This window comes from Sinomonas cyclohexanicum (genome assembly GCF_020886775.1).
Classification (GTDB): domain Bacteria; phylum Actinomycetota; class Actinomycetes; order Actinomycetales; family Micrococcaceae; genus Sinomonas; species Sinomonas cyclohexanicum.
This window is the reverse complement of sequence record NZ_AP024525.1, coordinates 2,111,065-2,137,556: the sequence shown is the minus strand read 5'-3', so window position 1 is coordinate 2,137,556 and position 26,492 is coordinate 2,111,065. Positions and strand designations below refer to the sequence as shown.

Genomic DNA, 26,492 nt, shown 5'->3' with positions numbered 1-26,492 from the left:
TGCCGCCCGGTGCAAGGGGCCGATGCCACCTCGCACCTCGTATAACGACACTAGCGCGCCAGATGTTCTCAGGATGCGTTCGCATCACGTGGAAACCGAACAGTTACATACGGGTTTCCACATGGTGGAGCGAACGGGTCAGGCCTCCGCGCTGCCGGCCCTCGCGTCGCGTGCGGCGCGGCGCAGCTTGCGGTCCGAGACGGCGCGCTCGCCGACGGACTCGGGGGTCCAGGCGTTGAGGTCCTCCTCGCTGAACTCCGACTTGTTGCGCTTCTTGCGCACGAGCGGCTCGACCCCCTCGGCCAGGCGGCGGGTCACGAGCAGGAAGCCCGTGTGGCCCACCATGCGGTGCTCGGGCCGCACCGCCAGGCCCTCGAGGTGCCAGCCGCGGACCATCGACTCCCACGCGTCCGGCTCCGTGAACCGGCCGTCCGCCCTGATGGCCTCCGCAGTGCGGGAGAGCTGGGTCGCGGTCGCGACGTAGTTGATCCACACCCCGCCGGGGGCGAGGACCGTGGCGACCGCGTCGAGGCACTCCCAGGGGGCGAGCATGTCAAGGACCACCCGGTCTACGCTGCCGGGCTCCTCGGTCCTGAGCACTTCGTCCTGGAAGTCGCCGATCGAGATCCGCCACGCCGGGTGCGGGCCGCCGAAGATCGTCTCGACGTTGCCCTGGGCGATGTCTGCGAACTCCTGGCGGCGCTCGAACGAGTGGAGGTAGCCGCCGTCGCCCACGGCACGCAGGAGCGAGATCGAGAGCGCGCCGGAGCCGACGCCGGCCTCGACGACCCGCGCGCCCGGGAAGATGTCCGCCATCGTCACGATCTGCCCTGCGTCCTTCGGGTAGACCACGGCGGCGCCGCGCGGCATGGACAGGACGAAGTCGCTCAGGAGCGGGCGGAGGGTCTGGTACTGGTGCCCGGCGGTGTTCGTCACGACCGAGCCGTCCGGCTTCCCGATGATCTCGGAGTGGTTGAGGAAGCCCTTGTGGGTGTGGAAGGCCCCGCCTTCGGCGAGGGTGATGGTGTTCATGCGGCCGCGCTCGTCGGTCAGCTGCACGCGCTCGCCGGCGCGGAAGGGTCCGCGCCGGGAGGATGCCCCGGTGGGTCCGTCCGTCGTGGTGGCCTGGGGGGTGGAGCTCATAGTGTCCTCTCGAGGGCTAACGGGCGGGGCGGACGGGACGGCCGGAGATGACCGCGACGACGTCGCGCTGGCTCAAGAGCCCCACGATGCGCCCGGTGGAGTCCACGACGGCGTATTCGGTACCGGCGAGCTGCGCAAGGTATTGGATCAGCTCCTGGCCGGACGCGGTCTCGGGCACGTAGGCACCCGGGGCGAGAGCATAGCCCACGGCGGTGACCGGCGTCGTGCTCCGGGCCGCCTCGGGCACGCGCGAGATCGCCGAGGGGTCGACCACGCCCTGCGGCTTGCCCTCGGGCGAGCAGAGCACGACGGCGACTCCGGACTCCGCGCCCGCGCGCACCGCCTCGTCCACGGTCGCGTAGTTCGGCACGCCGACGGCCGGCCGGGCGAGGCGGCCCGCGACCACGTCGGGCAGCCGCGACCGGAATCCTGCGTGGCGGATCGACGCCGACGCGCCCTGCCACAGGAACGCGGCGACGAGGAGCGTGATCATCGTGAATGGCAGATCCAGCTGCTGGCCCTGGGCGAGCGGGATCGCGACGGTGAAGACCACGATCGCCACGACGATCGCGCGTCCGGTCCAGCCGGCCGCGATGGTGCCCTTCTCCTGGGATCCGGTGGCCTTCCACACGGCGCTCTCCACAATGCGCCCGCCGTCGAGCGGGAGGCCGGGCAGGACGTTGAAGACGGCGATGAGGAAGTTGGCCCACATGAAGATGTTGACCAGGATGTCCGCGACGCCAGTCAGGGTCACGCCGGTGACGACGAACCACGCTGCGGCCGCGAGCACGAAGTTCGCGGCTGGCCCCGCGAGCGCCACCACGACCGAACGGCCCGGCGAGGCGGTGAAGGCCTCGAACTGGGTGTGCCCGCCCCACAGGTTCAGGACGATCTTCTGGCTGGGCCACCCGAACGCGCGTGCCGTGAGGGCGTGCGCGAGCTCGTGCACGAGCACCGAGAGCAGCAGCAGCACGGCGTACGCGAAGGCGACGAAGTAGGCGGCCACACCGAGCTGCGGCTGCCGCAGCTGGAGGGTGGGCCCGTACACGATCACGGTGAACGCAGCCACGATGAACCACGAGTACGCCAGGATGACCGGGACGCCGGCGATGCGCCCGAGCGAGATGCCCTCGCGCCTGCTCTCCGCCTCGTGGCCGCCGCTCACGCGGTGCTCCCCGCGTGGGCGGACGCGAGCGAGGTCCGGAGGGCCTCGGCGAGGTCGGCGGGCTCCCGTCCCGCGAGGGTGTCCCAGTGCACTGCGCCGAGGTGGACCGGCACCGCGAGCGCGTTGGGCACGACGACGGTCGCGAGGCCCGCGGCGACCGCGGCGGTCGCGCCGGGGGTCGAGTCCTCCACCGCGACGCACTCCGCCAAGGCAAGTCCGGGCCTGGCCTGGGCGAGCCGCTCGAAGCCCAGCTGGTACGGCTCCGGGTCCGGCTTGCCGCGCGTCACGGCGTCCCCTGTCACGACGGCGGCGAACGTCCCCCGGGCAGGTGGTCGATGATGCGGTGGGCCATGGGCGCCTCGGACATGGTCACGAGCGCGCACGGGATGCCGTCCGCCGCGAGCGCCGCGAGCAGCTCTCGCGCCCCGGGGCGCCAGGGCACGGACTCGCCGAGCTGCTCGACGACGCGGCCGGTGAGCGTATCGATGATCTCCCGTACCCCCAGGTCCACGCCGCCCTCCTGGAGGAGACGGGCGGAGGTGGGGAGGGCCTGGCCCACGAGGCGCATCGCCTCCTCGTGCGTCCACACGCCGCCGAACCGCTCCACGAGCTCGCGCTCGGCGGTGATCCAGTAGGGCTCTGTGTCCACGAGCGTCCCGTCCATGTCCCACAGGACGGCCCGCAGGGGCGCGGCGCCATCCTGGGCGACGGCCTCCGGGGGCACACTGGCAGCACTGTTCACTGTCGGATCATCGGTGGGATCATCGGCGGGCAGACGCATATGGACCAGTCTACGGGGGCTCCCGGGCGCCTCTGGCCGCGGGCGTTAGGCTGGTCCGATGAACGAGTTCGACGCAGACGCCCCGGCGCCCCACCCCGGCCTCTTCCCGACGCCCGCTGAGGGCGAGAGGGTCACCGTCATGCTCGCGGCGTTCGAAGGCTGGAACGATGCGGGCGAGGCGGCGAGCGACGCGGTGCGCTACCTGCGCCGTGCCTTTGGCGCCCAACGCGTGGGCGCCATCGACGCCGACGACTTCTATGACTTCCAGTTCACCCGCCCCACCGTGCGCCAGACCGGCTCCGGCCGCCGCCGCATCAAGTGGCCCACCACGAAGGTTTCCACGGCCCGCGTCGAGGGGCATCCCGTGGACCTCGTGTTCGTCCAGGGCACGGAGCCGTCCTACCGGTGGCGGGCGTTCACCGATGAGCTGATCGAGTACGTCGACGACCTCAACGTGGACTACCTCGTCGTGGTAGGTGCGCTGCTCGCGGATGTGCCGCACTCTCGCCCGATCCCCGTCACGGCGACGAGCGAGAACGACGAGGTGCGCGAACGGCTCAACCTCGAGGCCTCCCACTACGAGGGGCCCACCGGGATCGTCGGCGTGTTCGCCGATGCGGCGGACCACCATGGCACCCCGACGGTCTCCCTCTGGGCTGCCGTTCCGCACTACGTGGCACAGGCGCCCTCGCCCAAGGCGCAGCTGGCCCTCCTGCACCGCATCGAGGAGCTCCTCCAGGTCCCACTGGACACGAACGACCTCGCCGAGGACGCAGAGGCGTGGGAGCGCGGCGTGAACGAACTCGCCACGGAGGACCCGGAGGTCGCCGCCTACATCCACCAGCTCGAGGAGGCCAAGGACACGGCGGAGCTGCCCGAGGCTACCGGCGAGTCGATCGCGCGCGAGTTCGAGCGCTACCTCAAGCGGCGTGGCAAGGAAAACCCCGGCAGGGAGAGCTAGGGCCCGGGGGCCAGAGCGGAAGGGCCTAGCTCAGCGGGACGCCGAGCAGGGCGTCGACCGCGGAGGCGACCAGATCGCCGTCGTGCGCGCTGGCATCGTCGACCGCACGCGAGTCTTCGGCCCACTTGTCCACCGCGGCGAGTGCGCGCGGCGCGTCCAGGTCATCGGTGATGGCGCCGCGGATCTCCGCCAGGAGGGGCTCCCCGGAGCCGGGAAGCGCACGCACGACGGCGCTCCGCCAGTTCTCGAGGCGGCGCACCGAGGCGTCCAGGAGCTCCTGCGTCCACTCCCAGTCCGAGCGGTAGTGGTTGGCGAGGACCGCGAGGCGGATGGCCGCGGGGTCGACGCCCGCCGCGCGGAGCTTCGAGACGAGGACGAGGTTGCCGCGGGACTTGCTCATCTTCTCGCCGTCGAGCCCCACCATGCCGGTGTGGGCGAAGTGCTTGGCGAGCGGCACGTGGTGCAGGCTCCATGCGTGCCCGGCGCCCATCTCGTGGTGCGGGAAGGCGAGGTCTGAGCCGCCGCCCTGGACGGTGAACGGGGCGGGCAGGAACTTCTGCGCGATGACGGTGCATTCGATGTGCCAGCCCGGGCGGCCGGGGCCGAGGGTGCCGCCATCCCAGTGGGGCTCGCCGAGGCGGGCCTCGCGCCAGAGGATGGGGTCGAGCGGGCTGTGCTTGCCGGGGCGCTCGGGGTCGCCGCCGCGCTCGCCGAAGACCTCGATCATCTCGGCGACCGTGAGGTGCGAGACCGTGCCGAGACGCCAGGCCTCGGGCGAGTCCGCGCGGCGCGTGGCCTCGGTGACGTCGTAGTAGACGTCGGCGTCGGGCTCGCCCTCGGCGCCGGCAAGCTGGTAGGCGAGGCCTTCCTCGAGGAGCCGTTCGACCTCGGGGATGATCCACGGGATCGACTCGACGGCACCGATGTAGTGGTCCGGGGCGAGGACCCGCAGGGCCTCCATGTCGGATTGGAACAGGTCGATCTGCTGGTGGGCCAGCGTCCGCCAGTCCACCCCGGTGGCGTCCGCGCGCTCGAGGAGCGGGTCGTCGACGTCGGTGGTGTTCTGCACGTAGCTGACGGTGCTTCCGGCGTCGCGCCAGATCCGGTTCAGCAGGTCGAAGGCGAGATATGTGGAGGCGTGCCCGAGATGCGTCGCGTCGTACGGAGTGATGCCGCAGACGTACATGGACTGCTCGGGGGCAGTCGGGATCTCGACGGTGTCGCGCAGCTGGGTGTCGAAGAGCCGGACGGGGCCGGCGGCGCCGGGCAGCTGAGGGACGGGGGTCTGCCTCCAGGTTTTCACCTGTCCACTCTAGTGCCCGGCCGAGATGACCCCGAATCCGAGGAGGACATACAGGAGCGCGCCGAGCGCGATCCTGTACCAGACGAAGAGGCGGTACGAGTTGTGCGAGACGTACTTCAGGAACCAGCCGATGATGATGTACCCCACGACGAACGCGATGACAGTGGCCACCGCTGTCTCGGCGAGCCCGTAGGGGCCGCCGTCGAACCCGCCCTTGAGGCTCTTGTACAGCTGGTACAGGCCGGAGCCGAACACGGCGGGGATCGCGAGGAGGAACGAGTACCGGGCCGCCGCCTCGCGGGTGTAGCCCATGAACAGGCCCGCGGTGATGGTGCCGCCGGAGCGTGAGACGCCCGGGATGAGCGCGAGCGCCTGGGCGAATCCGTAGATGATGCCGTGCCGCGTGCTGAGGTGGTCCAGGGTGCGTGCGTGGCGACCCGTGGCGTCCGCCACGGCGAGGATGAGGCCGAACACGATCAGAGTCGTCGCCGTGATCCACAGCGACCGGAGCACCGTCTCGATCTGGTCCTGGAACAGGAGGCCCAGCACCACGATCGGGATGCTGCCGATGATCACGAACCAGCCCATCCGGGCGTCCGGGTCGCTGCGCGGCACACGGCCCACGAGGGAGCCGAACCACGCCCGCGCGATCCGCACGATGTCCCGCCAGAAGTAGATGATCACGGCGGACTCGGTCCCCAGCTGGGTGATGGCGGTGAACGCCGCGCCCGGGTCCTGGGCGTTGGGCAGGAACTCCCCCACGATCCGCAGGTGGGCGCTCGAGGAGACGGGCAGGAACTCGGTCAGGCCCTGAATGAGACCGAGGAACGCGGCTTCGAGGAATTGCACGCCTGCCACTCTACGTGGCAGGTGGGATGTTTCTGTGAATCCGCTGGGAGCCGGCGGGCTCCCTGGCCTTCCTAGAAGTCGCGGCCGGCGAGCGCGTCCTCGCCGTCGTCGGCGTTCTCGTCGTCCTCGTCGTTGTCGCCGTCGCCGTCGTCTTCCTCGCCGTCGTCTTCCTCGTCGTCGTCATCGTCATCCTCGTCGTCGTCCGAGTCGAGGAGGTCCATCGGAAGGTCTTCGCCGTAGGCGTCATAGAGGGCGTCGGCATAGGCCTCGAACGCGTCGGCGACGGCGAAGAAGGCCGACTCGACGGCCGGATCCTCGTCCCCGCGCCGGTTCGAGGCGGCGGCGAGGTGCTCCTCCAATGCAGCCGTGAGCGAACCAAGGGCGACGCGCGGATCAATGCTCATGGGTGCCACGGTAGTCTGAAATCAGTGGGCGTGCCTAGGGAGTCGGACAGGCTCCGGTGACGCGCCGCCACAGCACGAGGAAGCGAGGGCCATGAAGGAACGGATCCTCTCCACCGCCGAGTCTCCCGGCCTCGGGACGCGGTCCGCCGGACCGGGTCGAGCCTACGAGTATCTGGTCCTCTCGGTGGGGCCGGGCGACTCGGTGGCCGAGGCACGCCAGCGGGTGCGCGAGCACTCCGAATACGGCAAATGGGAGCTCGAGCGGAGTCGGCTGTACATCGGCGGCGGCCGGCAGTACCTGCTGCGGCGCAAGGTCATGCTCGTCGAGCGGACGGCGTAGTCACTCCTCGATCGGGCCCAGCAGGTTGGTCGCGACGGTAGCGTGCGCGGACTCCGGGTCAGAGGGGTGGTAGAGGCCGGCGAGCACGTCCCGGTACAGGCGCTCGAGCTCGCTGCCGCGGAAGTAGCCGCCGCCCCCGCCGACGCGCATCGCGCCGTCTACCACGGTTTTCGCCGTCTCCGTGGCGCGGTGCTTGAGGCCGCTCAGGGCGCGGAACCAGGCCGAGCCCCTGTCGACGAGGCCGTCGATGTCCCGCGCCACGGCGTCCAGCTGCGGAAGGATGGCGTCCACGGACATGCCGAGCTCCGCAATCTGCCAGCGGATGTCCGGGTCTTGCGAGTAGGGCCGACCGCCGTTGCGGTAGGAGCGTCGGCGGTGCGCGGCGTCGACCGCGAGGACCAGTGCGCGCTCGGCGATGCCCGTGTAGACGGCAGCGAGCAGCGTCTCGAAGACCGAGAAGATCCCGAAGATCAGCAGGTCAGGGTTCGGACCAACCGGGAGCCGGCGCACGATCCGGTCCGCGGGCGCCGTCGCGCCCTCCAGCACGGTGGTCCGGGACTGGCTCGCGCGCATGCCGAGCGTGTTCCAGTCATCGAGGTGCCGCCAGCCGGGCCGGTCCCGGCGGATGAAGCCCCACACGAGCTGGTCCTCGTCCCCGGTGGTGTCCTTGCCGAAAGTGCCCATGCGCGTCCACGCGGGCGCCAGGCTCGTGAAGACCTTGGTACCGGTGAAGCTGTAGCCGCCGTCGGGCTGCGGGGCCGCCTCGGTGACCGAGTCGAAAAGCACCGCGTCATTGCCCGCCTCGGAGACGCCGAACGAGAACACCTCCCCCGCCGCCGCCTCTTCGAGCACGAACCCGAGCGAGTCGTCGCCGCGGTCCGCGAGGACCTTGGCCACGCCCGTCCAGACGAGGTGCATGTTGACCGCGAGTGCCGTGGCAGGCGCCGCCTGAGCGAGGCGGCGCTGGAGGCGCACGACGTCGGCCAGGCCGGCTCCCAGCCCTCCCTCGCCTTCGGGGACGAACGCCTTGAGGTAACCGGCGGCCACGAGGGTGTCGAAGTCGTCCTGGAAGAACTCATTGCGCTCGTCGTAGCCGGAGGCGCGGGAGCGGATCGCCTCGATCAGCGCCTCCGGCAGGACGGACTCGGGATCAAGGGGCATCGCGGCTTCCTCCGTTGCGGGGTCTCTGGCGGCTCAGTACGTGGTCAGCAGTCTGCGCAGCACGCGGGCGCCGAACGTGAGCGCCTCGGCGGGGACCCGCTCGTCGACCCCGTGGAACATGGCCGGGAAGTCGAGGTCCGGGGTGAGCTGGAGCGGGGCGAAGCCGTACCCGGTGATGCCCAGGCGGCTCAGCGACTTGTTGTCGGTCCCGCCGGAGAGCGTGTACGGGAGCACGGCGGCGCCAGGGTCCTCGGCATGGAGGGCGCCGACCATGGCGTCCACAAGCGGGCCCTCGAACGGGGTCTCGAGGGAGACGTCGTGGTGGATGTAGTCGAACTCGACGCCGTCTCCGGCGAGTTCCTTGAGCTTGGCGAGCACGAGCTCGTCCTGACCGGGCAGTGTGCGGGTGTCGATGCGCGCCTCGGCCGACCCCGGGATGACGTTGTCCTTGTAGCCGGCCGTGAGGACGGTCGGGTTCGACGTGTTGCGCAGGGTTGCCCCCACGAACCGCGCCACCGTGCCGAGCTCCTTGAGCAGGATGTCGGGGTTGTCAGGGTCGAACTCGACGCCGGTGAGCTCTGTGACGCCGTCGAGGAACCGGCCCGTGGTGTCGGTGAGCTCGATCGGCCACTCGTAGTCGCCGATCCGGGCCACGGCGCGCGCAAGACGGGTCACGGCGTTGTCGTCGTTGATCTGGGAACCGTGGCCGGCGCGGCCAGAGGCCCTGAGCCGGAGCCAGCCGAGGCCCTTCTCTGCGGTCTGCAGCATGTAGGCGCGCTTGCCGCCGATGTAGGCGGAGTAGCCGCCCACTTCGCTGATGGCCTCGGTGGCGCCGTCGAACAGCTCGGGACGGTTGTCGACGGCCCAGCGCGCGCCGTATGCGCCGCCGGCCTCCTCATCGGCGAAGAGTGCGATGACGAGGTCCCGCTTGGGCTTGGTCCCGGTGCGCTGCATCTGCCGGACCACGGACAGGATCATGGCGTCCATGTCCTTCATGTCCACGGCGCCGCGCCCCCAGATGAGCCCATCTTTGAGCTCGGCGGAGAACGGGTCGATGCTCCAGTCCTCCTTCTGCGCCGGCACCACGTCGAGGTGGCCGTGCACCACGAGGGCACCGGCGCCCGGGTCGGTGCCCTCAAGACGCACGACGACGTTGGCGCGCCCAGGTGCCGATTCGAACAGTTCCGGCTCGAGGCCGACTTCCGCGAGGAGCCCCGCGGCGTACTCCGCCGCGGAGCGCTCCCCCGGGCCCGAGCCGTCGCCGTAGTTCGACGTGTCGAAGCGGATGAGATCCTGGCAGATTCCCACCACCTCGTCCTCGGCGGTGATGGGGTTCACGGGGGCGCGGTCGGTCACGGGATCCTCCTGAAGCTGCTGGCGGTGGCTCCAGCCTAGTCCCGCCCTCCGATTTCGGCTCCGGTGCCGAATCGTGTAGAGTCTTTCTCGCTGCCCGGGAGGGAAACGATTCATCGCTTCCTCTCACGGACATGTCACCTGCGCGGGTGGCGGAATGGCAGACGCGCTAGCTTGAGGTGCTAGTGCCCGAATAGGGCGTGGGGGTTCAAGTCCCCCTCCGCGCACCAGCTGAAGGCCCCGGTCACACGACCGGGGCCTTCGTGGTTTCCCCGATTCCGGCCACTACGCGCGCGAGCCCGGCGATTCCGAGGTGCACGCTCGGAGAGTCCCCAAACGGTGCCGGGGTCGATGATGCAGATGATCGGCCGGGGGCCATGGTCTTCGGCGACCCCCGCATGGTGTATGGTTGTATATCGCTGCCGGGAACGGAAACGCATGATGCGTAATCCCCGGTGTCGCCTGCGCGGGTGGCGGAATGGCAGACGCGCTAGCTTGAGGTGCTAGTGCCCGAATAGGGCGTGGGGGTTCAAGTCCCCCTCCGCGCACCACTGGAAGCCCCGGTCTTCGGACCGGGGCTTCCGTCGTCTCGGCCGCTATTCCATTGGGCAGAACGCCCCATGTCCGGCGCCCTTCCCCGACCTAGTGTCGTGTTTCTGAAGTTGGCTGATGGTTCGCCTTCTTGAGGACTTCGTCGGCGGTCTTGGTCCAGACGAAGGCGTGTTTGCGGTCGTTCCAGCCGGTGATGAATTGCCGGATCTTGGCGTTGAGGTCTTTGACGCTGGTGAAGATTCCGCGGCGGATTGCCTGGCGGTCGATGATCCCGAACCAGACCTCGACGAGGTTCAGCCACGACCCCGAGGTCGGGGTGAAGTGCACGCGGAAGCGAGGGTGCTTCTCCAGCCACGCCTTGACCTCCGGGGTCTTGTGGGTCGCGTAGTTGTCCATCACCAGGTGCAGCTCGACCTCGGGGTATGCGCGATCGAGCTGTCGGAGGAAGCTGAGGAACTCCTGCCTGCGGTGCTTCGGCTTGACCGCCCCGGTGACGTGCCCTGTCGCGATCTCGAGCGCGGCGAACAGTGTCGTCGTGCCGTGCCGCGTGTAGTCATGGGTGCGCTTCTCCGCGTCGCCTGGCCGCATCGGGAGCATCGGCGCCGTCCGGTCCAGTGCCTGGATCTGCGACTTCTCGTCCACGCACAGCACGATCGCGTTCTCCGGCGGCGCCAGGTACAGCCCGACGACATCGGTGACCTTGCCCACCAGCTCGGGGTCGGTGGAGAACTTGAACGTCTCCGACCGCCAGGGCTGCACCCCGTACTCGCGCCACGCCCTCGCGATCGTCGCATTGCCCACCTTCAGGTGCGACGCGAGCAGCCGCGAGGACCAGTGCGTCACCCCATACTTCTTCGGCGGCGGAGTCAGGGTCGTCGCCACGATCTCGGCGTGATCCAGCTCCCGCGGGCGCCCCGAACGCTCCGCGTCATCGAGGCCGGCGATCCCCGCTTCCTCGTACCGGGACCGCCACTTCAGCACCGTCACCACCGAGGCGCCGGCGAGCTCGGCGATCCGCGTGTTCGCGACGCCTTCCGACGCCAGGAGCACAATCCGCGCCCGCTTCACCAGCCCCGCCCGGACCGTGGTCGCGCGCATCCACCGCCGCAGCTCCGGCTCGTCACCCTCGAACAGACGCAATGCAGCAGCCGGAGAATTCGCCATAGCCAATTCTCCCAGCGCACCAACCATTCAGGAACTAACGACACGGAACACTAGAGTGAGCAGTGTCCACAGGGGATTGATCCGAAGGAGATTTCCATGAAGGCATGGCAGTTCACCGGCACCAACAAGCCACTCGAGTTCAACGAGGTTCCGGAGCCGCACGCCGGGCCGGGCCAGGTCGTCGTGGAGGTGAAGGCCGCGGGCGTGTGCCACTCGGACGTCACCGCCCTGGACGATCCGGGCTGGATGCCGCTCTTCCCCGAGCTCCCCCGCACGATGGGCCACGAGAATGCCGGGGTCATCACCGAGGTCGGCGAGGGGATGGAGCAGTGGAAGGTCGGCGACCGGGTGGGCCTCGCTCCCGTCATGAGCGACGGAGACGCACTTGGCTACGGCAAGTGGGACGGCGGATTCGGCCCGAAGCTCGTCGCGACCTCGGACAACCTCGTCAGGCTGCCCGACGAGGTGCCGTTCGACCTGGGCGCCATGGCGACGGACGCCGGTCTGACCGCCTATCACGCAATGATGACCGCCGGCGGGGCGAAGGCGGGCATGAAGGTCGGGGTGATCGGGCTCGGAGGGCTCGGCTACATTGGCGCCCGCTCGGCGGTCCTCGCCGGTGCCGAGGTGTATGGTGCCGAGGTCAACCCCGAGACCCAGAAGCTCGCCGACGAGATCGGCCTCTCGGGCGTCGCCGACTCGATCGACGCCTTCAAGGACAAGAAGCTCGAGCTCATCGTGGACTATGCCGGATTCGGCACGACGACAGCTGCGGCCATCGAGACGCTCGGCGAGTTCGGCACGCTCGTCCAGGTGGGAATGGGCCGCCTCGAGGCAACCATCAACACGTACCCGATCATCATCAACCAGCTCACCATCAAGGGGTCCAAGTCCGGCACGCGCGAGGACCTCGAGGGCATCTATGAGCTCATGAAGACCGGCAAGCTGAACCCGCCGATGAACATCATCACGCAGGCCGACATCCCCGACGCCATCGACAAGCTGCGCGCCGGCGGCGTGATCGGCCGGTTCATCGCGATGTACGAATAACGCGACGTACGAATAAACCGTCGTCTCGGGCCGGCCCCGCCCGAAGAGACTGGCGGCTCGAATCCCGCGTACGACGGCGCCGCCGCTCACCACCGGTGGGCGGCGGCGCTCTCTTGTCTGAGCTGCGGGGAGCGGCTGGCCGCTGTCAGGCGGTCGGTGTCCATCGCCGTTCTCAGGCCGCCGTGTGGAAGACATACTCTCCGCCGGGGAACTCCACTCGGTGGCCCACGATCTCCCGGTTGCCTGGCAGAGGCGGCGCCGTGGACGTGTAGCGATGGCCAGTTGGTGTAGTCACCGTGACTGTATGCCGGGTGGCCGGAGTAGTCGTCTCATGCCACCCGGGCGCTTCCTTGGCCTGGTTGCAGTGTTCGCACAGGCCCTGGCCGTTCTCCACGGTGGTGGGGCCGCCTCGCGCCGCCGGAATGACGTGATCGAACTGCCGGATGGGTGCATCGCACCACGGATTCAGACAGGTCACGTCCCGCGTGGCGATGAACTGCTTGAGGCCGTCCGGGAACGCCCGCGAGCGCGATTCCATCGCGACCAGCGCCCCGGCTCCTGGCTTCGTGTAGAGCCGGCGGAGGGCGGCTCGGCCCTCGGCCGTCGCATTGCCGATGAGGTCCCTCCCCACTTGAGCCGGGATCATCCCATAACCTGTAAGCACTGCCGGATCCGCGGACCCACCGAGGAGGGAGGCATCGGTGATGACCACGTTCGCCTCGATCCGGACGTCCTTGGCGTTGCACTGCCCCGTCAGCCGCTCGACCACAGTGTCCGCCATGAACTGGTCACGGGTCCGGCCGTCGAGCTCATCCGCCCCTTCGGCCCGCGCCGAGTCCGCCGCCGCCGTCAGCGCCTTGTAGGCCGCGATCGCCTGAGCCGCCGGGAGCAGGCACGAGAGAACCGCCATCGAATCCGGCGCCGGCCTCACGGTCACGCGCCGCTCGGATTCGGCCCTGCGGGCACGCTTGACGGCAGCGGCGGGGTCCAGACGCTGCGCATGGGCGCGCGCCTCCGCAACCAGCTGACGGTCCCCTACGCCGCCACGCGCGTATACCGGCACCATGGCCTCATCGACCCGGACACGGTCCTCGACGCTCAGGCATGCCGTCTCTCGGGCCATGAGAGTAGCCCGCCATTCGTTGGTCCGTCCGCTGGCCAGTGCGTTGAGGGTGTGGGGCATCTCGTTGACGAGCGCCTTCGCGAGGCCGACCAGCCGGCCGCCCCTTGATGGCGACTCGCAGCGGGCCAAGGCGACCGCTTGGCCGGCCTCGATGCCAGGATCCACCTCCCGGGGCCCCTTGCCGATTTGCTCCCCCGACGGCACCGGGGCCCCGGCCGCCTCAGCCGTGCGACGCTCGCGGATCCGCTTCTCGAGGAGCACCGTGTCCCGCGCCTGCCGTGCCGCGGCTGCGGCCTTGAGCCGCTCCGTGGCGGCAATCCGGTCCACGAGCTCGGCCTCGCCCAGCGCGGCGTCCTCATCGAATGGCGTGCCGAGCGTGGTCGTCCACGAGGTGACCTCCGCCACCGTCGGGCTTCCGCCCACGCCCAGTTCAGAGACGACACCCGCGAGGACCCGCGAGAAGTCGGCAGGATCGTGCGGAAGCGCCACCCCTGCAGGCCTCTCGAGGGGCTCCGCCCTCGCCACCTCTTCGAACATGTGTATTGGGTATCTGCTTAGCTGAAGTAGTCTGAAGGCATGGCCGACTTCGTGCCGCACATGCCTCGTGCCGGGGTGGACTACCCGAAGACTTTCGGGCAGTTCCAAGACTGGTTCGCCACCGATGAGGCCTGCTTCGAGTATCTTGCGACGCTGCGGTGGCCGGAGGGATTCGTCTGCCCGAAGTGCGGCGGCCGCGAGTACTGGCGGACGGGCGCAGGCCTCTGGATGTGCAAGGCGTGCTCGCGCCGGACCTCAGTGACGGCAGGAACCATCTTCGACCGCACCCGCACCCCACTGCGGACATGGTTCGCTGCGGTGTGGTTCGTGACCTCGCAGAAGAACGGCGTGTCCGCCCTCGGCCTGCAGCGCGTTCTGGGGCTGAGTTCATATGAGACGGCGTGGGCGTGGATGCACAAGCTCCGCCGCGCCATGGTCCGCCCCGAGCGGGAACTGCTCTCTGGGCTGGTCGAGGTCGACGAGAGCTTCATCGGCGGCGTCCACCGCGACATGCCCGGTCTCGGGTCCGACAAGATCTCGGTCCTGATCGCTGCCGAGCACCTGGGTCACAACCGGATCGGACGCATCCGCCTCGAGCCAGGGCCTACTGATCGCAGGCTCGCGCTGGTGAAGTTCGGTCAGCGAGTCGTCGCACCGGGCTCGACGATCCGCACCGACGGGGCGAGGCAGTTGCGTCGCTTCGCCGACCTGGGCTACCAGCACGAGTACTTCACCCAGCTCGGCTCGGACATCCCGGCACACGTGAACATGCCGGCCGTGCACATGGCCGCTTCCCAGCTCAAGCGCTGGATCGACGGCACCCTGCACCAGGGCATCTCAAGGGAACAGCTGGCCTACTATCTCGACGAGTTCACCTTCCGGTTCAACCGCCGCACCTCCACCAGCCGCGGACTGTTGTTCTACCGGCTCCTCCAACAGGCCACGAACACCGATCCCGCGCCCCTGAAGGACCTCGTCATCTGGAAAGGAGAGTAAGAACAGGCCTGACCGCCCATCGGCCCGGCCCCGAGATGCGTCAGTTCAGGGCAGGGACGCGAGCACTTCGTCGTGATCCCATTCGGCTGAGAGAACGTGACTGAGCCGGCCTTCGTCGCTGGAGTCGCAGTAGGGGGTTTGGTCAACGTCGCGAACCCGGAGCGTCACTGGAGCACCAAGCAGGCCCCAAGGCATGACATCGTTTGCGATATAGCCTTCGAGAACGAGTTGCTCATACTCCGGCGCCCACCAAACATCGAAAACGCGCCGAATCTCGCGGGGGTTGATCGCAACCCAGACGCCGAAGGTCACCGAGTAACCGCCCGAGAGCCTCACCGGCAGAAGCGCGCGCACGAAGGCCCCGAGGTTGCGGACCTCCATCATGACCGACTCATTTGCGTTGGGGCCGCTCATCCACAGATCCGGGTTACCTTGCTGGAAACCGGCATCAAGGACTGGATCGGGCATTACAAACCGGACGTGACGATCGTGTTCATCAAGAGGGCGCCCACATGTCGCGCAGCGTGCTGTCTGCATAGGGCAAAGCCTATGCGGCCTTTCGACGGTCTACCCCAGCAGCAGCGGAGGCGCACCCGAGCTACTTCAGCTAAGCAGATACCTAATACATGTGTTCGATTCTATTCGAGCACCGCACTCCCGTCCACCCCTGTGGAGGACAAGTGAGCTGACTGTCAAGAAGGGCAGCGCCGCCCCCATGTGAACGGCGCCGCCCGGCTCTTGAAAGCGCAAGCCACTGTCAGTAGCTCCACTCCCAGCCCGCGGGAGCGCCCGGTGCCGTGTAGACGAGGGTCCCGGCTCCGGCGGGCACGTCGAAGGCGATCTTGCCGGTAGCCTTCTCGCCCGGGCCCATCTGCGAGGGCAGCGCTTCGGCCGAGTCCAGGCACATGAACGGCACGATGTTCCCGTTCACAGTCGTCCCGTTCCCGGCGATGGCCTTCCAGCCGAACATGTTCAGCGAGAAGTCCTTCGTGATGGTCTTGGCGAGGGCCGCGGTCGTCTCGACATCGAACGTCGCGACGACGATCTGTCCGTTCTTCGGCTGCTGCGCGTACTGGGCGGTGCACGCCGCCCCCGCGTCGATCGACTTCACGACGAACGTCGCCACCGTTTCGCCGTTGTAGGTCTGGCTGGCCGGCTCGCCCACCTTCTTGATGAGGTTGCCGCGGCTGCTCTTCTCGCCAGCCGGAGCGGACGACGGCGCCGACGCACCGGGCGCTGCCTCCCCGGCCGCCGCCTGGGCCACCGACGGCGTCGAGGTCGGGGTTCCGGCCGCGGTGGGGCCACATGCGGTCAGCGAGCCTGCGAGCGCCAGCGCAGCGGTCGAAGCGAGGATGATCTTCTTCATGGTGTTTCTCCTGAGATGTTGTGAAGGGGAACCCGCCCCGGATGCCCCCAATGCACCCGGGACGGGAGTCTGCGGTCAGCGGGATGGGGCGGTCTCGACGACGAGGTTCATGCCGTCCTCGGGGTGGTAGCCCCACGACGCGGAATAGCCGTGCCACGTCGCGGTCTGGCGGCCATCGAGGGCACGGGTCTGGCCCATGCGGGAGATCGTCGAGTCGGGCGTCTTGAGCTCGCGCAGCACGCAGTTGACGTCGCTGATCTTGGCACCGTAGGACTTTTTGGAGCCGACCGTCTCGATCGTGAGCGACGTGCCCTCGTCTCCGAGCTCGAAGTAGGCGCTGTTCTCGACCGCGCACGTCTTGAGCGCATCCTCGATGGGGTGCGCTGCCGGCCATTCGATCTGCGCGACGCCGAACCCGAGCACGCCGCCCAAGACAACGCAGCCCAGCGCCCCGGCGGCCGGGCGGAGCCACGCATGACGGCGGCGGGGCGGCGCTGCGTCGTCGGGCTCACTGGCCATCATGGGAGAGTTGGGTGGCGCTGGGATGCTGGACGGCGCGGCGAACTCCGGTGCCGTGGGTTCCTCTGGCGTAGTGCTCACTGGGTGCTCCTTCAGTGCGTTCTGGCGTTGGTGATGACGCTAGGACCGGCCCGCCCCACGCCGCTTCGAAATCGCTGATAACCCCCCTTATCGGTGATCAGCCGAAAAGTGGCCCCGATCCGCCTAGGCTGTACCTCAGCACCGCGTCCGCGGCGCAGGCATGGGAGGGGGACCGGATGGCGCAGCATCTCGAAGCACCGCTGCTGACCCTCCCCGACGTCGCCCGGCTCGCGAGGGTCCAGCGCCCGGTCGTTTCGGTCTGGCGCACCCGCGCGGCCGGCACCGATCAGCCGTTCCCGGCCCCCCGCGGCACGCGCGCCGGTCAGGAGCTGTTCGACGCCCGCGAGGTCGGCGCGTGGCTCGCCGCGACCCACCGCGGCAAGAACCCCGAGGCGCTCGCGGACGCCGACGCGTTCAGCATCCGCAGCGCCCTGGACCAGGGCACGCCTCGCATCGCGGAGGGCCTCGAGGCGCTCCTTGCGCTCGCCGCGATCGCAGGTCTCCCCCTCGACTCGCTCCCCTCGGACGAGCTCCTCGACGAGGCCGACGACGCCGACCCCGGTGATACCGCCCTCTGGTCCGAACTCGAGTCCCTGGGCGACAACCTCACGACCGCGGCCCGCTACGCCCGCCGCCTCATCGACGCCGCCTACAACCCCGCCGAGGCCTTCGAGCGGCTTACGGCAGCGCAGCGCGAGCGATCCGACCTGCCGAGCACAGACACCGTGCGGCTGGTCGCGTCGGCCGCCGCCGAACTCCTGCGGGGGCTCGGTTCAGGCGCCGCGCTCGCGGATCCGGTTCCGGGCAGCAGCGAGCTGCCGCTCGCCGTCGTCCGGGCCCTCCCCGAAGGTGCGGAGCCGCGCCTGCTCCTTGCGGACGACGGCGCGCCCTCCTGCCGCGCGGCGCGCCGCCGGCTGCTCGTCCACGGCGCGCACCCGGAGGCGCTCGCTGTCGGAAGGAGCGGGGAGTTCGACGTCGCCGGGCAGGCGGTCATCGTCGCGCACCTGCCGGGCACGGATCCCGAGCAGGTCCTGAGCCGCCTGGACGGCATCGCGCTCCAGATGGACGACCAGCAGCGCGCCGTGGTCCTGGCCCCCGCGCGAGCTCTCACGGATGCGCTGACGGACAAGGCGGCCTCGGCGATCCGCGGCGACCTGCTGCGCGGCGGACGGGTGCGCGCCGTCGTGCGGCTGCCGGAGGGGACGCTCCCGGCGAGGCCGCGGGAGGCTCAGGCGCTGTGGATCCTCGGGCCCGGGCACGCGGACGTTGCGCTCGCCGACCGCTGGACTCTCGTGGCCGACCTGACCGGCCGCAGCCTCACGCGGGACGTCCGCGAGGACCTCGTGGGAGACATCGCGGCGTCGCTGCTCGAGCGGGACGCGATCTTCACGCACTCCTACCGGTTCGCCCGCATTGCATACACGCGCAAGCTCCTGGCGGCGCGGGATTCGCTGGTCCAGCTCGCGGTTGCGTCCCCGCTGGCGTCGGGACGGCCGGCGGAGCTGCAGCTGCGGCTCGAGGAGCTGATCGGCGAGCTGGGGTTGTGCCTTGCGCTCGCGCAGGGCACCGGGCAGGCGCCAGCAGCGGAGACGCTGGAGCGGCTGATGGCTGCCGGGAACCTCGCGTGCCTGCCGGGAATCCGCATGGACGACGGCGAGGCCTCCTTCCGCGGAGACGGCACCCGGGTGCTGGGCGCGGCAGAAGTGTCGGATGCCGCGGCTAGGGTCCGGACCGTGGACCTGCTCGAGTTCGTCGCCCGTCATCCCGGCGCGCGGCTCACCGATCCCGGCGACGTCGTCTTCTGCACGAGCCCGCGGCCTGCCGCCATGGTGGATGAGGAGGGGGCATCAGTGGTGCCCTTCCCGGCGCGGATCCTGCGGATCAGCCAGGCCGACCCGGGAGGCCTCTCCCCCGCGCTGCTCGCGGCGGACATCAACGCCCGCGAGCCCGGCGACCGCCGCTGGAAGCAGTGGCGCGTCCGACGGCTCCCCGAGTCCCAGCGGCGCCCTCTCGCCGAGGCGATGGGCGCCGTCGTGCGTGAACAGGCCGAGGTGCGCCGCCGGCTGGAGAGGCTCACCGAGCTCAACAGAGTTCTGGCGGACGCCGTCACCAGCGGCGCGCTCGCCCTCGAGTTTCCGGAACCAGCAGTACGAGAGGAAGGACGCTGATGCCACCGCGCAAAGCGAAGGCCGAGGCCGCGCCGTCGACCATGAAGGAGCTCAAGGACACCCTGTGGAAGGCCGCGGACAAGCTGCGCGGCTCCATGGACGCGTCGCAGTACAAGGACGTGATCCTCGGCCTCGTGTTCCTCAAGTACGTCTCGGACGCGTACGAGGAGCGCCGGGCGCAGATCGAGGCCGAGCTGCGTGCCGAGGGCATGAGCGAGGACCAGATCGGCCAGTTCACGGACGACGTGGACGAGTACACGGGGCACAGCGTGTTCTGGGTGCCGTGGCACGCGAGGTGGGAGTACCTCGCCGAGCACGCGAAGGGGCTGCCGGCGATCGACGGGGCGGCGCCGAAGTCGATCGGGCAGCTCGTGGACGAGGCGATGGAGAAGCTCATGGTCTCCAACGAGTCGCTCCAGGGCACGCTCCCGCGCATCTACAACCGGGACAATGTGGACCAGAAGCGCCTGGGCGAGTTGATCGACCTGTTCAACGCGCGCAACCTCTCGTTCGCCGGCGCGGGGGCGCGGCGGGCCCGCGACCTGCTCGGGGAGGTGTACGAGTACTTCCTCGAGAAGTTCGCGCGCGCTGAGGGCAAGCGTGGCGGGGAGTTCTACACGCCCGCCGGCGTGGTGCGGGTGCTCGTGGAGGTGCTCGAGCCGGACCACGGGCGCGTCTACGACCCGTGCTGCGGCTCGGGCGGCATGTTCGTGCAGGCCGAGAAGTTCCTCGACGCACACCACCGCGACCGGACGGCCATTTCCGTGTACGGGCAGGAGCTCAACGAGCGCACGTGGCGGATGGCGAAGATGAACCTCGCGATCCACGGCCTCAACGGGAACCTGGCCTCGCGCTGGGGCGACACGTTCGCTCGGGACCAGCACCCGGACATGATGGCCGACTTCGTGATGGCCAACCCGCCGTTCAACATCAAGGACTGGGCGCGCAACGAGTCCGACCCGCGATGGGCGTACGGCGTCCCGCCGGCCGGGAACGCGAACTACGCGTGGATCCAGCACATCCTGTCCAAGCTCGCCCCCGGCGGGTCCGCGGGCGTGGTCATGGCCAACGGGTCCATGTCCTCGAACTCGGGCGGCGAGGGCGACATCCGGGCTCAGATCGTCGAGGCGGACATGGTCTCCTGCATGGTCGCGCTTCCGACCCAGCTGTTCCGCTCCACCGGCATCCCGGTGTGCGTGTGGTTCTTCGCGAAGGACAAGTCGGCCGGGGCGCAGGGCTCCGTGGACAGGCGCGGGCAGGTGCTCTTCATCGATGCGCGGAACATGGGGCACATGGTGGATCGGGCCGAGCGCGCGCTCTCCGACGAGGACATCGCCAAGATCGCGGGCACCTACCACGCGTGGCGCGGCAAGCCTTCCGCTGTGGAGGCGGGATTGGCGTACGACGACGAGCCGGGCTTCTGCTTCTCGGCCTCCCTCGCGGAGATCAAGGCCGCCGACTACGCGCTCACGCCCGGGCGATACGTCGGCGCCGCCGAAGTCGAGGACGACGGCGAGCCGATCGAGGAGAAGATCGCGCGGCTCAAGAAGGAGCTGTTCGAGCAGTTCCAGGAGTCGGAGCGGCTCGCGGCCGTGGTGCGGGAGCAGCTGGGGAGGGTGTCGTGACCACACGCCACCTGCGCCTCGGAGAGGCAATCTCCGTAAAGCACGGCTTCGCATTTCCAGGCGAACTATTCAGCGAGGAAGAGAAATTCCCTACCCTCGTGACGCCCGGCAACTTTGCTATCGGCGGAGGATTTCAGACAACTCGCCCTAAGACTTTCGCGGGAGACATCCCGGCAGGTTACGAGCTCGACGCGGGGGATCTGATCCTTACCATGACTGATCTGAGCCGAAATGTCGACACGCTTGGCCTTCCGGCCGTCGTGCCTACCGGTGCGCGATATCTTCACAATCAGCGAATCGGGAAGGTCCTCATCAAACGACCGGACCTTCTGCGGCAAGACTTTCTTGCCTATTACCTCCGCACTTCCGTCTACCGCAACCACATCGTCGGGACTGCGAGCGGAAGCACGGTCCGACACACGAGCCCGAGCCGGATCGAGGACTTCGTCGCCACCATCCCTGATGTGAGAGAGCAGCGGGCCATCGCGGAGGTCCTGGGCGCCCTCGACGACAAGATCGTCGCCAACACCAAAATCTCGGCGACTGCGCTCGAGCTGGCGCACACAAACTTCCACCGGGCGGTGCTTAGCGCGAGCTTCAACGGTTCCACCTTCGCTGATCTGGCAACGGTTGGCGGGGGCGGTACACCGAGCACCAAGGTCTCTGACTACTGGGACGGCACGATCCCCTGGGCGACGCCGACCGACGTGACAGGACTTGCGGGTCCCTATCTCGAGTCAACCTCAAGATGCATCACCGCCGAGGGCCTATCTTCGTGCGCCTCGTCCCTCTACCGGTCAGGCACAATCCTTATGACGTCGCGCGCGACTATAGGCGCGTTTGCCATCGCCCAAGTTGACACCGCGGTGAATCAAGGGTTCATCGCGGTTCAGCCTCTCGACCCAACCCTCAAGTATTGGCTGTTCCACGAGATGCGCGACAGAGTCGATGAGTTCATTTCTATGGCCAACGGCGCAACATTTCTCGAGTTGGGCCGAGGCAACTTCAAGAAGTTCGAAGTTCGGCTCGCAGACCAACAGACGATGTCCGAATTCGCTCGATCCGCTGAATCGCTACATGCCGTGGCGCGCGAAGCGCTGCGTCAGAACCAAGCACTTTCATCCACCCGCGACGCCCTGCTCCCCCAGCTCATGTCGGGGAAGCTACGAGTCAAGGACGCTGCGACTCTGGTCTCGGATATCGTGTGAGCAACTTCCGCCGGAGGCAACTAGCATTATGGAAGCACGCACTCAGTGACCGGGAGGGTTCAATGACAACGAGAAGACAGCCCGGTCACACCGCGTTCGAGAACGAATACCAAGTAGGTGTCGAGACTCGGCGCAGAGATAGGGGCCGTGATTTGAAGGTACCTGCTCAACAGGCACGGGGGACACGACAGGTTGTAGGAGCGCCGCCTTCACAACTGGCTCAGCGCTGCGCGTGCGATCCGTGGTATGGGTGGGTCCGTTGCTGCTAGCGTTCATCGATGAATCAGCCCGAGGCCAGCAGTACTACTACATGGGCGCGCTCATCGTCGGAACCTCCGAAGCATTGGCCATCGAGCGAAGCTTTAACAAGATTGGAGACCTTGCAGCAAAGCAGGTTCGAGGGCTTCATCCGACGACAGAGTTCCACGCCTATGAATTGTTCCACGGCGAAGGTGCGTGGGAGAGAGTGCCTGTTTCGCTGCGCGTTCGCCTTTCGAGACTGCTCGTCAAGAGCATTGAAGACTCAGGTGCCAAATTCATATTTCGCGGGATTGACATCCACGCCGTTAGGCGCAAGTATGTCAGACCCCACGAGCCCCACGATCTAGCGCTCTGCCACGCCTTGGAATCAGTGCAACGCGTAATCACTAGCGATTTCACACCCTCGGAGCATGCGCTCGTCCTCGCCGACGAACACCACAGTGCACCGGATAGCCGCAGCCGCTTCAGGAGCATGAAGATCGACGCGTTATCGGGTTTCACGAATGTCCAGCTGTCGAATCTCCTGGATACCATCTATTTTGGCCCATCCGACCATAGTCGTCTCCTGCAAGCGGCCGATATCGCGACGTTTTTTACCAACCGGTATCTAACGGTCACGGAGAACCATAAGAACGCCGTGAAGGTAATGGCGGAGATCGAGAAACGACTTAAGTCGGTAACGCGCTACAGGTACATTTGGGCCCCGACATGACCGTAAGAAACGCGAAGCCCCGCTTGCCGCGGGGCTTCGGAGGTGCGGGAGGCGTTGCCGCGTCCTGCACCAACAGGCTATCACCCCAGAGGGTCGCTACGCGAGCTTGTGCGAAGGTGGCCCTGTCGATTGGGCTGGTGACGAGCAGCCAGGGCGACGATGCGCCGTCGAATGCAATCGAATTTGTGCAAGGGGCTGCTGCACCATTGGGGAAGCGCAGCACAGTTATGGGGGATTCATGACTACGACGTCAGCACCGTTCACCGAGGCCGACTGGGAGGGCCTCGCGAAGGAGTCGCTCGCCGAGCTCGGCTGGGCGCCCAGGAACGGCGAGGAGATCGCGCCCGGCTCGGGCGAGCGCGAGACCTGGGACGACCTGCTCATCCGGCCGCGGCTGCTCACGGCGATGCAGCGGTTCAACCCCGAGGTCCCGGTCCCCTACCTCAGGCAGGCCCTCGCCGAGCTCGCGGCGCCCGCGTCCCAGGACGCGATCGCGGAGAACCACCGAGCGCACGAGTTCCTCGTCCACGGGTACCGGCTGACCTACCTCGACGCGGACGGCACGGAGCGGAACCCAACCATCCGGCTCGTGCACGACGACCCCGACCAGAACGACTGGCTCGTCGTCAACCAGGTCACCATCGCGCAGGGCGACTACCGCCGCCGCTTCGACCTGGTCCTCTACTGCAACGGCCTGCCGGTGAGCGTCGTCGAGCTCAAGGCCGCCGGCGCCGAGGAGGCCACCGTCGCCACCGCGCACGCCCAGCTGCAGACCTACCTGCGCGAGTTCCCGCTCGCGTTCCGCTTCACCGTGGTGAACCTCGCCTCGGACGGGCTCGACGCGAAGTACGGCACCCCGTTCACGCCGCTGAACCACTTCTCGCCATGGAACGTGGACGACGACGGCGTGCCCGTCCCACCGGACGCGACCCTCGACGGCGACGCGGTCACCCCACTCGAGACCGCCCTGAACGGCCTGTACAACCAGGAGCGGTTCCTCCAGCTGATGCGCTGGTTCACCGCGTTCGACGGCGGGGCCGAGGGCCTCGTGAAGCGCATCGCCAAGCCGCACCAGTACTTCGCCGTGACCAAGGCCGTCGGGTCCACTGTCCAGGCGGTCGAGAGCAACGGCAAGGCCGGGGTCGTCTGGCACACGCAGGGCTCGGGCAAGTCCATGGAGATGGAGCTGTACACGAACCTCGTGATGCACCACCGGCGGTTGCGGAACCCCACTGTCGTGGTGATCACCGACCGCAACGAGCTGGACGGGCAGCTGTTCTCCGGGTTCGACCGCAGCCTCCTGCTGCCCGAGAAGCCGAAGCAGATCCGGCGCCGCGCCGAGCTGCGCGAGGAGCTGTCCCAGCGCACCACCGGCGGGATCTACTTCACCACGCTGCAGAAGTTCGGGCTCAGCAAGGCCGAGAAGGACGCCGGTGCTGACCACCCTCTGCTCTCGGACCGGAAGAACATCATCGTGGTGGTCGACGAGGCGCACCGCAGCCACTACGACGACCTCGACGGCTACGCCCGGCACCTCCGCGACGCCCTCCCCCACGCGACGCTCATCGCGTTCACCGGAACGCCCATCTCGTTCGACGAGCGCAACACCCGCGACGTGTTCGGCGAATACATCGATATCTACGACCTCTCCCGGGCCGTGGACGACGGCGCAACCGTGCCCGTGTACTTCGAGCCGCGCCTCATCAAGGTCGACAAGCAGGTGGACGACGACGCGCTGGACCTCGCCGCCGACGAGGCCACGGTGGGCATCGACGACACCGAGCGGGCGCGCATCGAGGCGAGCGTCGCCGTCGTCAATGCGATCTACGGCGCGCCGGAGCGAATCCGGGCGCTCGCCGCGGACCTCGTGGCGCACTGGGAGGGCCGGCGGGCCCAGATGCAGAAGTTCATCGAGGTCCCCGGCAAGGCGCTGATCGTCGGGGCGACCCGGGAGATCTGCGCGAAGCTATACGCGGCGATCGTGGAGCTGCGGCCGGACTGGCACGCGGACGAGCTGGACCGCGGCCGGATCAAGGTGGTCTACTCCGGGACCGCAGCCGACCAGCCGCCCGTAGCCGACCACGTGCGGCGGGACTCGCAGAACGCCGCGATCAAGGAGCGGCTCAAGGACCCGGACGACGAGCTCGAGATCGTGATCGTCAAGGACATGATGCTCACCGGGTACGACTCCCCTCCCCTGCACACCCTGTACCTAGACCGGCCGCTCAAGGGCGCGCTGCTGATGCAGACGCTCGCGCGCGTGAACCGGACGTTCCGGGGCAAGGAGGACGGGCTGCTCGTGGCGTACGCGCCGCTCGCGGACAACCTCGCGAAGGCGCTCGAGGAGTACACGGTCACCGACCAGGCGCGGAAGCCCGTGGGGCGGAATGTGGACGAGGCCGTGGCGCTGACCGTGGCGCTCGTGGAGCAGCTGCGCGGGCTGCTCGCCGGGTACGACTGGAGGGCCGAGCTCGCGACGCCGTCGCCCCGGGCCTTCCTCAACGCGGCGACCGGGGCGACGTCGTACCTGCGGCAGCCGGGGCACGGAACCGGGCCGGATTCGCTCGGGGCTCGGTACCGGAAGCTGGCCGGACAGCTCGCGCGGGCCTGGGCGCTGTGCTCCGGGGCGCAGACACTTGCGGAGCTGCGGCCCGAGATCCGCTTCTACGAGGAAGTGCGCGTCTGGATGGCGAAGTTCGACGCCGCCGACCGCCAGGCCTCCGGCCAACCGGTTCCCGAGGAGATCGAGCGGATGCTCGGGGAACTGATCGCGACGGCGACCGCGTCCGGTGAGGTGCTGGACATCTACGACGCCGCCGGCATGCCCAAGCCGTCGCTAGACGACCTCACTCCCGAGTTCATGGCGAAGACGCGGCATGCGCGGAACCCGCAGCTCGCGCTCGAGGCGCTGCGGAAGCTCGTGGCCGAAGAGTCGGCGCGGGCGACGCGGAACAACATCGTGCGGCAGCGGGCCTTCTCGGAGCGGATCACCGAGCTCATGCGCAAGTACACGAACCAGCAGCTGACCTCCGCGGAGGTGATCGCGGAGCTGCTCGCGATGGCGGCCGAGGTCGCGGCCGAGGGCAACCGCGGGGCACGGTTCACTCCCCCGCTGAACTCGGACGAGCTCGCGTTCTACGACGCGGTGGCGCAGAACGAATCCGCAGTGGAGGTACAGGGCGAGGGCGTGCTGGCCGAAATCGCGCGGCAGCTCGTCCAGGTCATGCGGCGGGACGTGCGCACGGACTGGACGGTGCGCGAGGACGTCCGGTCGAAGCTGCGGACCTCCATCAAGCGGCTGCTCGTCAAGAACGGCTACCCGCCGGACAAGCAGCCCGGCGCCATCAAGCTCGTGATGGAGCAGATGGAGACGATGGCGGGGCGGTACTCCGAGAAGGCGGTTTAGGCGATGCCATTCTACAACTTTGACGCACTGGGAGATACCGAATTCGAGCACCTCGCTAGGGCCCTTGCTAGTTCTGTGCTGGGGCCTGCGCTGCATCCATTCGGGCCAGGACCTGACGGCGGACGGGAAGCTGAGTTCCGTGGCAAGGTTAACTATCCTGCACCCGAACCTAAGGGTGGCACATGGGACGGATACGGGATCCTACAGGCAAAATACAAGCTGCCATCCACGCGAACCCCTGACACAAATTGGATTCTGTCTCAG

General features: G+C 68.4%; 21 protein-coding genes, 2 tRNA genes and 1 pseudogene. 11 read left to right on the top strand and 13 right to left on the bottom strand.

The features are described 5' to 3' along the window. Positions 1-138 precede the first annotated feature (138 nt). From SCMU_RS10270 to SCMU_RS20870, 3 genes and pseudogenes are all read right to left on the bottom strand, one after another. A complete protein-coding gene (locus SCMU_RS10270) occupies positions 139-1,143 on the bottom strand; it encodes a tRNA (adenine-N1)-methyltransferase (protein ID WP_229232855.1) in 1,005 nt (334 codons plus the stop codon). Between the two features lie 16 nt (positions 1,144-1,159). Then, positions 1,160-2,308: a site-2 protease family protein gene (locus tag SCMU_RS10265; RefSeq protein ID WP_229232854.1), complete on the bottom strand. Its 1,149-nt coding sequence runs from the start codon at positions 2,306-2,308 to the stop codon at positions 1,160-1,162. Continuing rightward, a pseudogene (locus SCMU_RS20870) lies at positions 2,305-2,972 on the bottom strand (HAD family hydrolase). Before SCMU_RS20870 ends, SCMU_RS10265 begins: the two are co-directional and overlap by 4 nt. 175 nt (positions 2,973-3,147) lie before the next feature. Here SCMU_RS20870 and SCMU_RS10255 point away from each other — a divergent pair. After that, positions 3,148-4,050 (top strand): PAC2 family protein, encoded by a 903-nt coding sequence (locus tag SCMU_RS10255; protein ID WP_229232853.1) that lies wholly within the window; start codon positions 3,148-3,150, stop codon positions 4,048-4,050. A 25-nt stretch (positions 4,051-4,075) separates the two neighbouring features. Here the strand turns inward: SCMU_RS10255 and mshC are convergent, their stop codons facing one another. From mshC to SCMU_RS10240, 3 genes are all read right to left on the bottom strand, one after another. Further along, positions 4,076-5,353 carry a cysteine--1-D-myo-inosityl 2-amino-2-deoxy-alpha-D-glucopyranoside ligase gene (mshC, locus tag SCMU_RS10250; RefSeq protein ID WP_229232852.1) on the bottom strand — a complete coding sequence of 426 codons (1,278 nt, stop codon included), beginning with the start codon at positions 5,351-5,353 and terminating at the stop codon, positions 4,076-4,078. Between the two features lie 9 nt (positions 5,354-5,362). Then, entirely contained in the window at positions 5,363-6,202 is an 840-nt protein-coding gene (locus tag SCMU_RS10245; protein ID WP_229232851.1) for an undecaprenyl-diphosphate phosphatase, read from the bottom strand. Between the two features lie 71 nt (positions 6,203-6,273). Next, the gene (locus SCMU_RS10240) at positions 6,274-6,606 is read right to left on the bottom strand and encodes a hypothetical protein (RefSeq protein ID WP_229232850.1); all 333 of its coding nucleotides are present in this window, start codon (positions 6,604-6,606) and stop codon (positions 6,274-6,276) included. Positions 6,607-6,697: 91 nt separating this feature from the next. Between SCMU_RS10240 and SCMU_RS10235 the strand changes: the two genes are divergently transcribed. After that, positions 6,698-6,946 carry a DUF5703 family protein gene (locus tag SCMU_RS10235; RefSeq protein ID WP_229232849.1) on the top strand — a complete coding sequence of 83 codons (249 nt, stop codon included), beginning with the start codon at positions 6,698-6,700 and terminating at the stop codon, positions 6,944-6,946. Here SCMU_RS10235 and SCMU_RS10230 read toward each other — a convergent pair whose 3' ends face one another. Together SCMU_RS10230 and SCMU_RS10225 are read right to left on the bottom strand one after the other, a co-directional pair. Beyond that, positions 6,947-8,107, bottom strand: coding sequence for an acyl-CoA dehydrogenase family protein (locus SCMU_RS10230; RefSeq protein WP_229232848.1), 1,161 nt, complete (start codon positions 8,105-8,107; stop codon positions 6,947-6,949). 33 nt (positions 8,108-8,140) lie between these two features. After that, positions 8,141-9,463: a M20/M25/M40 family metallo-hydrolase gene (locus tag SCMU_RS10225; protein WP_229232847.1), complete on the bottom strand. Its 1,323-nt coding sequence runs from the start codon at positions 9,461-9,463 to the stop codon at positions 8,141-8,143. Positions 9,464-9,603: 140 nt separating this feature from the next. Between SCMU_RS10225 and SCMU_RS10220 the strand changes: the two genes are divergently transcribed. Together SCMU_RS10220 and SCMU_RS10215 are read left to right on the top strand one after the other, a co-directional pair. Further along, a tRNA-Leu gene (locus tag SCMU_RS10220) sits at positions 9,604-9,690 on the top strand. A gap of 234 nt (positions 9,691-9,924) precedes the next feature. Then, positions 9,925-10,011, top strand: a tRNA-Leu gene (locus SCMU_RS10215). Between the two features lie 91 nt (positions 10,012-10,102). On the opposite strand, the gene SCMU_RS10210 is transcribed toward SCMU_RS10215, so the two are convergent. After that, on the bottom strand, positions 10,103-11,176 hold the full coding sequence (locus tag SCMU_RS10210; protein WP_371829592.1) for an IS630 family transposase: 1,074 nt from the start codon (positions 11,174-11,176) through the stop codon (positions 10,103-10,105). A gap of 96 nt (positions 11,177-11,272) precedes the next feature. Between SCMU_RS10210 and SCMU_RS10205 the strand changes: the two genes are divergently transcribed. After that, positions 11,273-12,226 (top strand): zinc-binding dehydrogenase, encoded by a 954-nt coding sequence (locus SCMU_RS10205; protein WP_229232846.1) that lies wholly within the window; start codon positions 11,273-11,275, stop codon positions 12,224-12,226. A 172-nt stretch (positions 12,227-12,398) separates the two neighbouring features. On the opposite strand, the gene SCMU_RS10200 is transcribed toward SCMU_RS10205, so the two are convergent. Continuing rightward, a complete protein-coding gene (locus SCMU_RS10200) occupies positions 12,399-13,886 on the bottom strand; it encodes an HNH endonuclease (RefSeq protein WP_229232845.1) in 1,488 nt (495 codons plus the stop codon). Positions 13,887-13,925: 39 nt separating this feature from the next. Here SCMU_RS10200 and SCMU_RS10195 point away from each other — a divergent pair, with 39 nt between their 5' ends. Further along, positions 13,926-14,882, top strand: coding sequence for an IS1595 family transposase (locus tag SCMU_RS10195; RefSeq protein WP_229232844.1), 957 nt, complete (start codon positions 13,926-13,928; stop codon positions 14,880-14,882). A gap of 45 nt (positions 14,883-14,927) precedes the next feature. On the opposite strand, the gene SCMU_RS10190 is transcribed toward SCMU_RS10195, so the two are convergent. The 3 genes from SCMU_RS10190 to SCMU_RS10180 form a co-directional block, all read right to left on the bottom strand. Then, positions 14,928-15,419, bottom strand: a complete 492-nt coding sequence (locus tag SCMU_RS10190) for a DUF2199 domain-containing protein (protein ID WP_274602954.1) — start codon at positions 15,417-15,419, stop codon at positions 14,928-14,930. Positions 15,420-15,639: 220 nt separating this feature from the next. Beyond that, on the bottom strand, positions 15,640-16,248 hold the full coding sequence (locus SCMU_RS10185; protein WP_229232842.1) for a DUF4352 domain-containing protein: 609 nt from the start codon (positions 16,246-16,248) through the stop codon (positions 15,640-15,642). A 75-nt stretch (positions 16,249-16,323) separates the two neighbouring features. Then, the gene (locus SCMU_RS10180) at positions 16,324-16,848 is read right to left on the bottom strand and encodes a hypothetical protein (RefSeq protein ID WP_229232841.1); all 525 of its coding nucleotides are present in this window, start codon (positions 16,846-16,848) and stop codon (positions 16,324-16,326) included. A 176-nt stretch (positions 16,849-17,024) separates the two neighbouring features. On the opposite strand from SCMU_RS10180, the gene SCMU_RS10175 reads away from it, so the two are divergent. The 5 genes from SCMU_RS10175 to SCMU_RS10155 all read left to right on the top strand — a co-directional run bounded on the left by SCMU_RS10175 (position 17,025) and on the right by SCMU_RS10155 (position 26,228). Continuing rightward, on the top strand, positions 17,025-19,016 hold the full coding sequence (locus SCMU_RS10175; protein WP_229232840.1) for a hypothetical protein: 1,992 nt from the start codon (positions 17,025-17,027) through the stop codon (positions 19,014-19,016). Beyond that, positions 19,016-20,641, top strand: coding sequence for a class I SAM-dependent DNA methyltransferase (locus SCMU_RS10170; protein WP_229232839.1), 1,626 nt, complete (start codon positions 19,016-19,018; stop codon positions 20,639-20,641). Before SCMU_RS10175 ends, SCMU_RS10170 begins: the two co-directional genes overlap by 1 nt. After that, positions 20,638-21,849: a restriction endonuclease subunit S gene (locus tag SCMU_RS10165; protein WP_229232838.1), complete on the top strand. Its 1,212-nt coding sequence runs from the start codon at positions 20,638-20,640 to the stop codon at positions 21,847-21,849. Before SCMU_RS10170 ends, SCMU_RS10165 begins: the two co-directional genes overlap by 4 nt. A gap of 232 nt (positions 21,850-22,081) precedes the next feature. Next, complete coding sequence (locus tag SCMU_RS10160) at positions 22,082-22,822, top strand: DUF3800 domain-containing protein (RefSeq protein WP_338027607.1); 741 nt, start codon at positions 22,082-22,084, stop codon at positions 22,820-22,822. A gap of 238 nt (positions 22,823-23,060) precedes the next feature. Continuing rightward, on the top strand, positions 23,061-26,228 hold the full coding sequence (locus tag SCMU_RS10155) for a type I restriction endonuclease subunit R (RefSeq protein WP_229232836.1): 3,168 nt from the start codon (positions 23,061-23,063) through the stop codon (positions 26,226-26,228). The last annotated feature ends 264 nt before the right edge of the window (positions 26,229-26,492 follow it).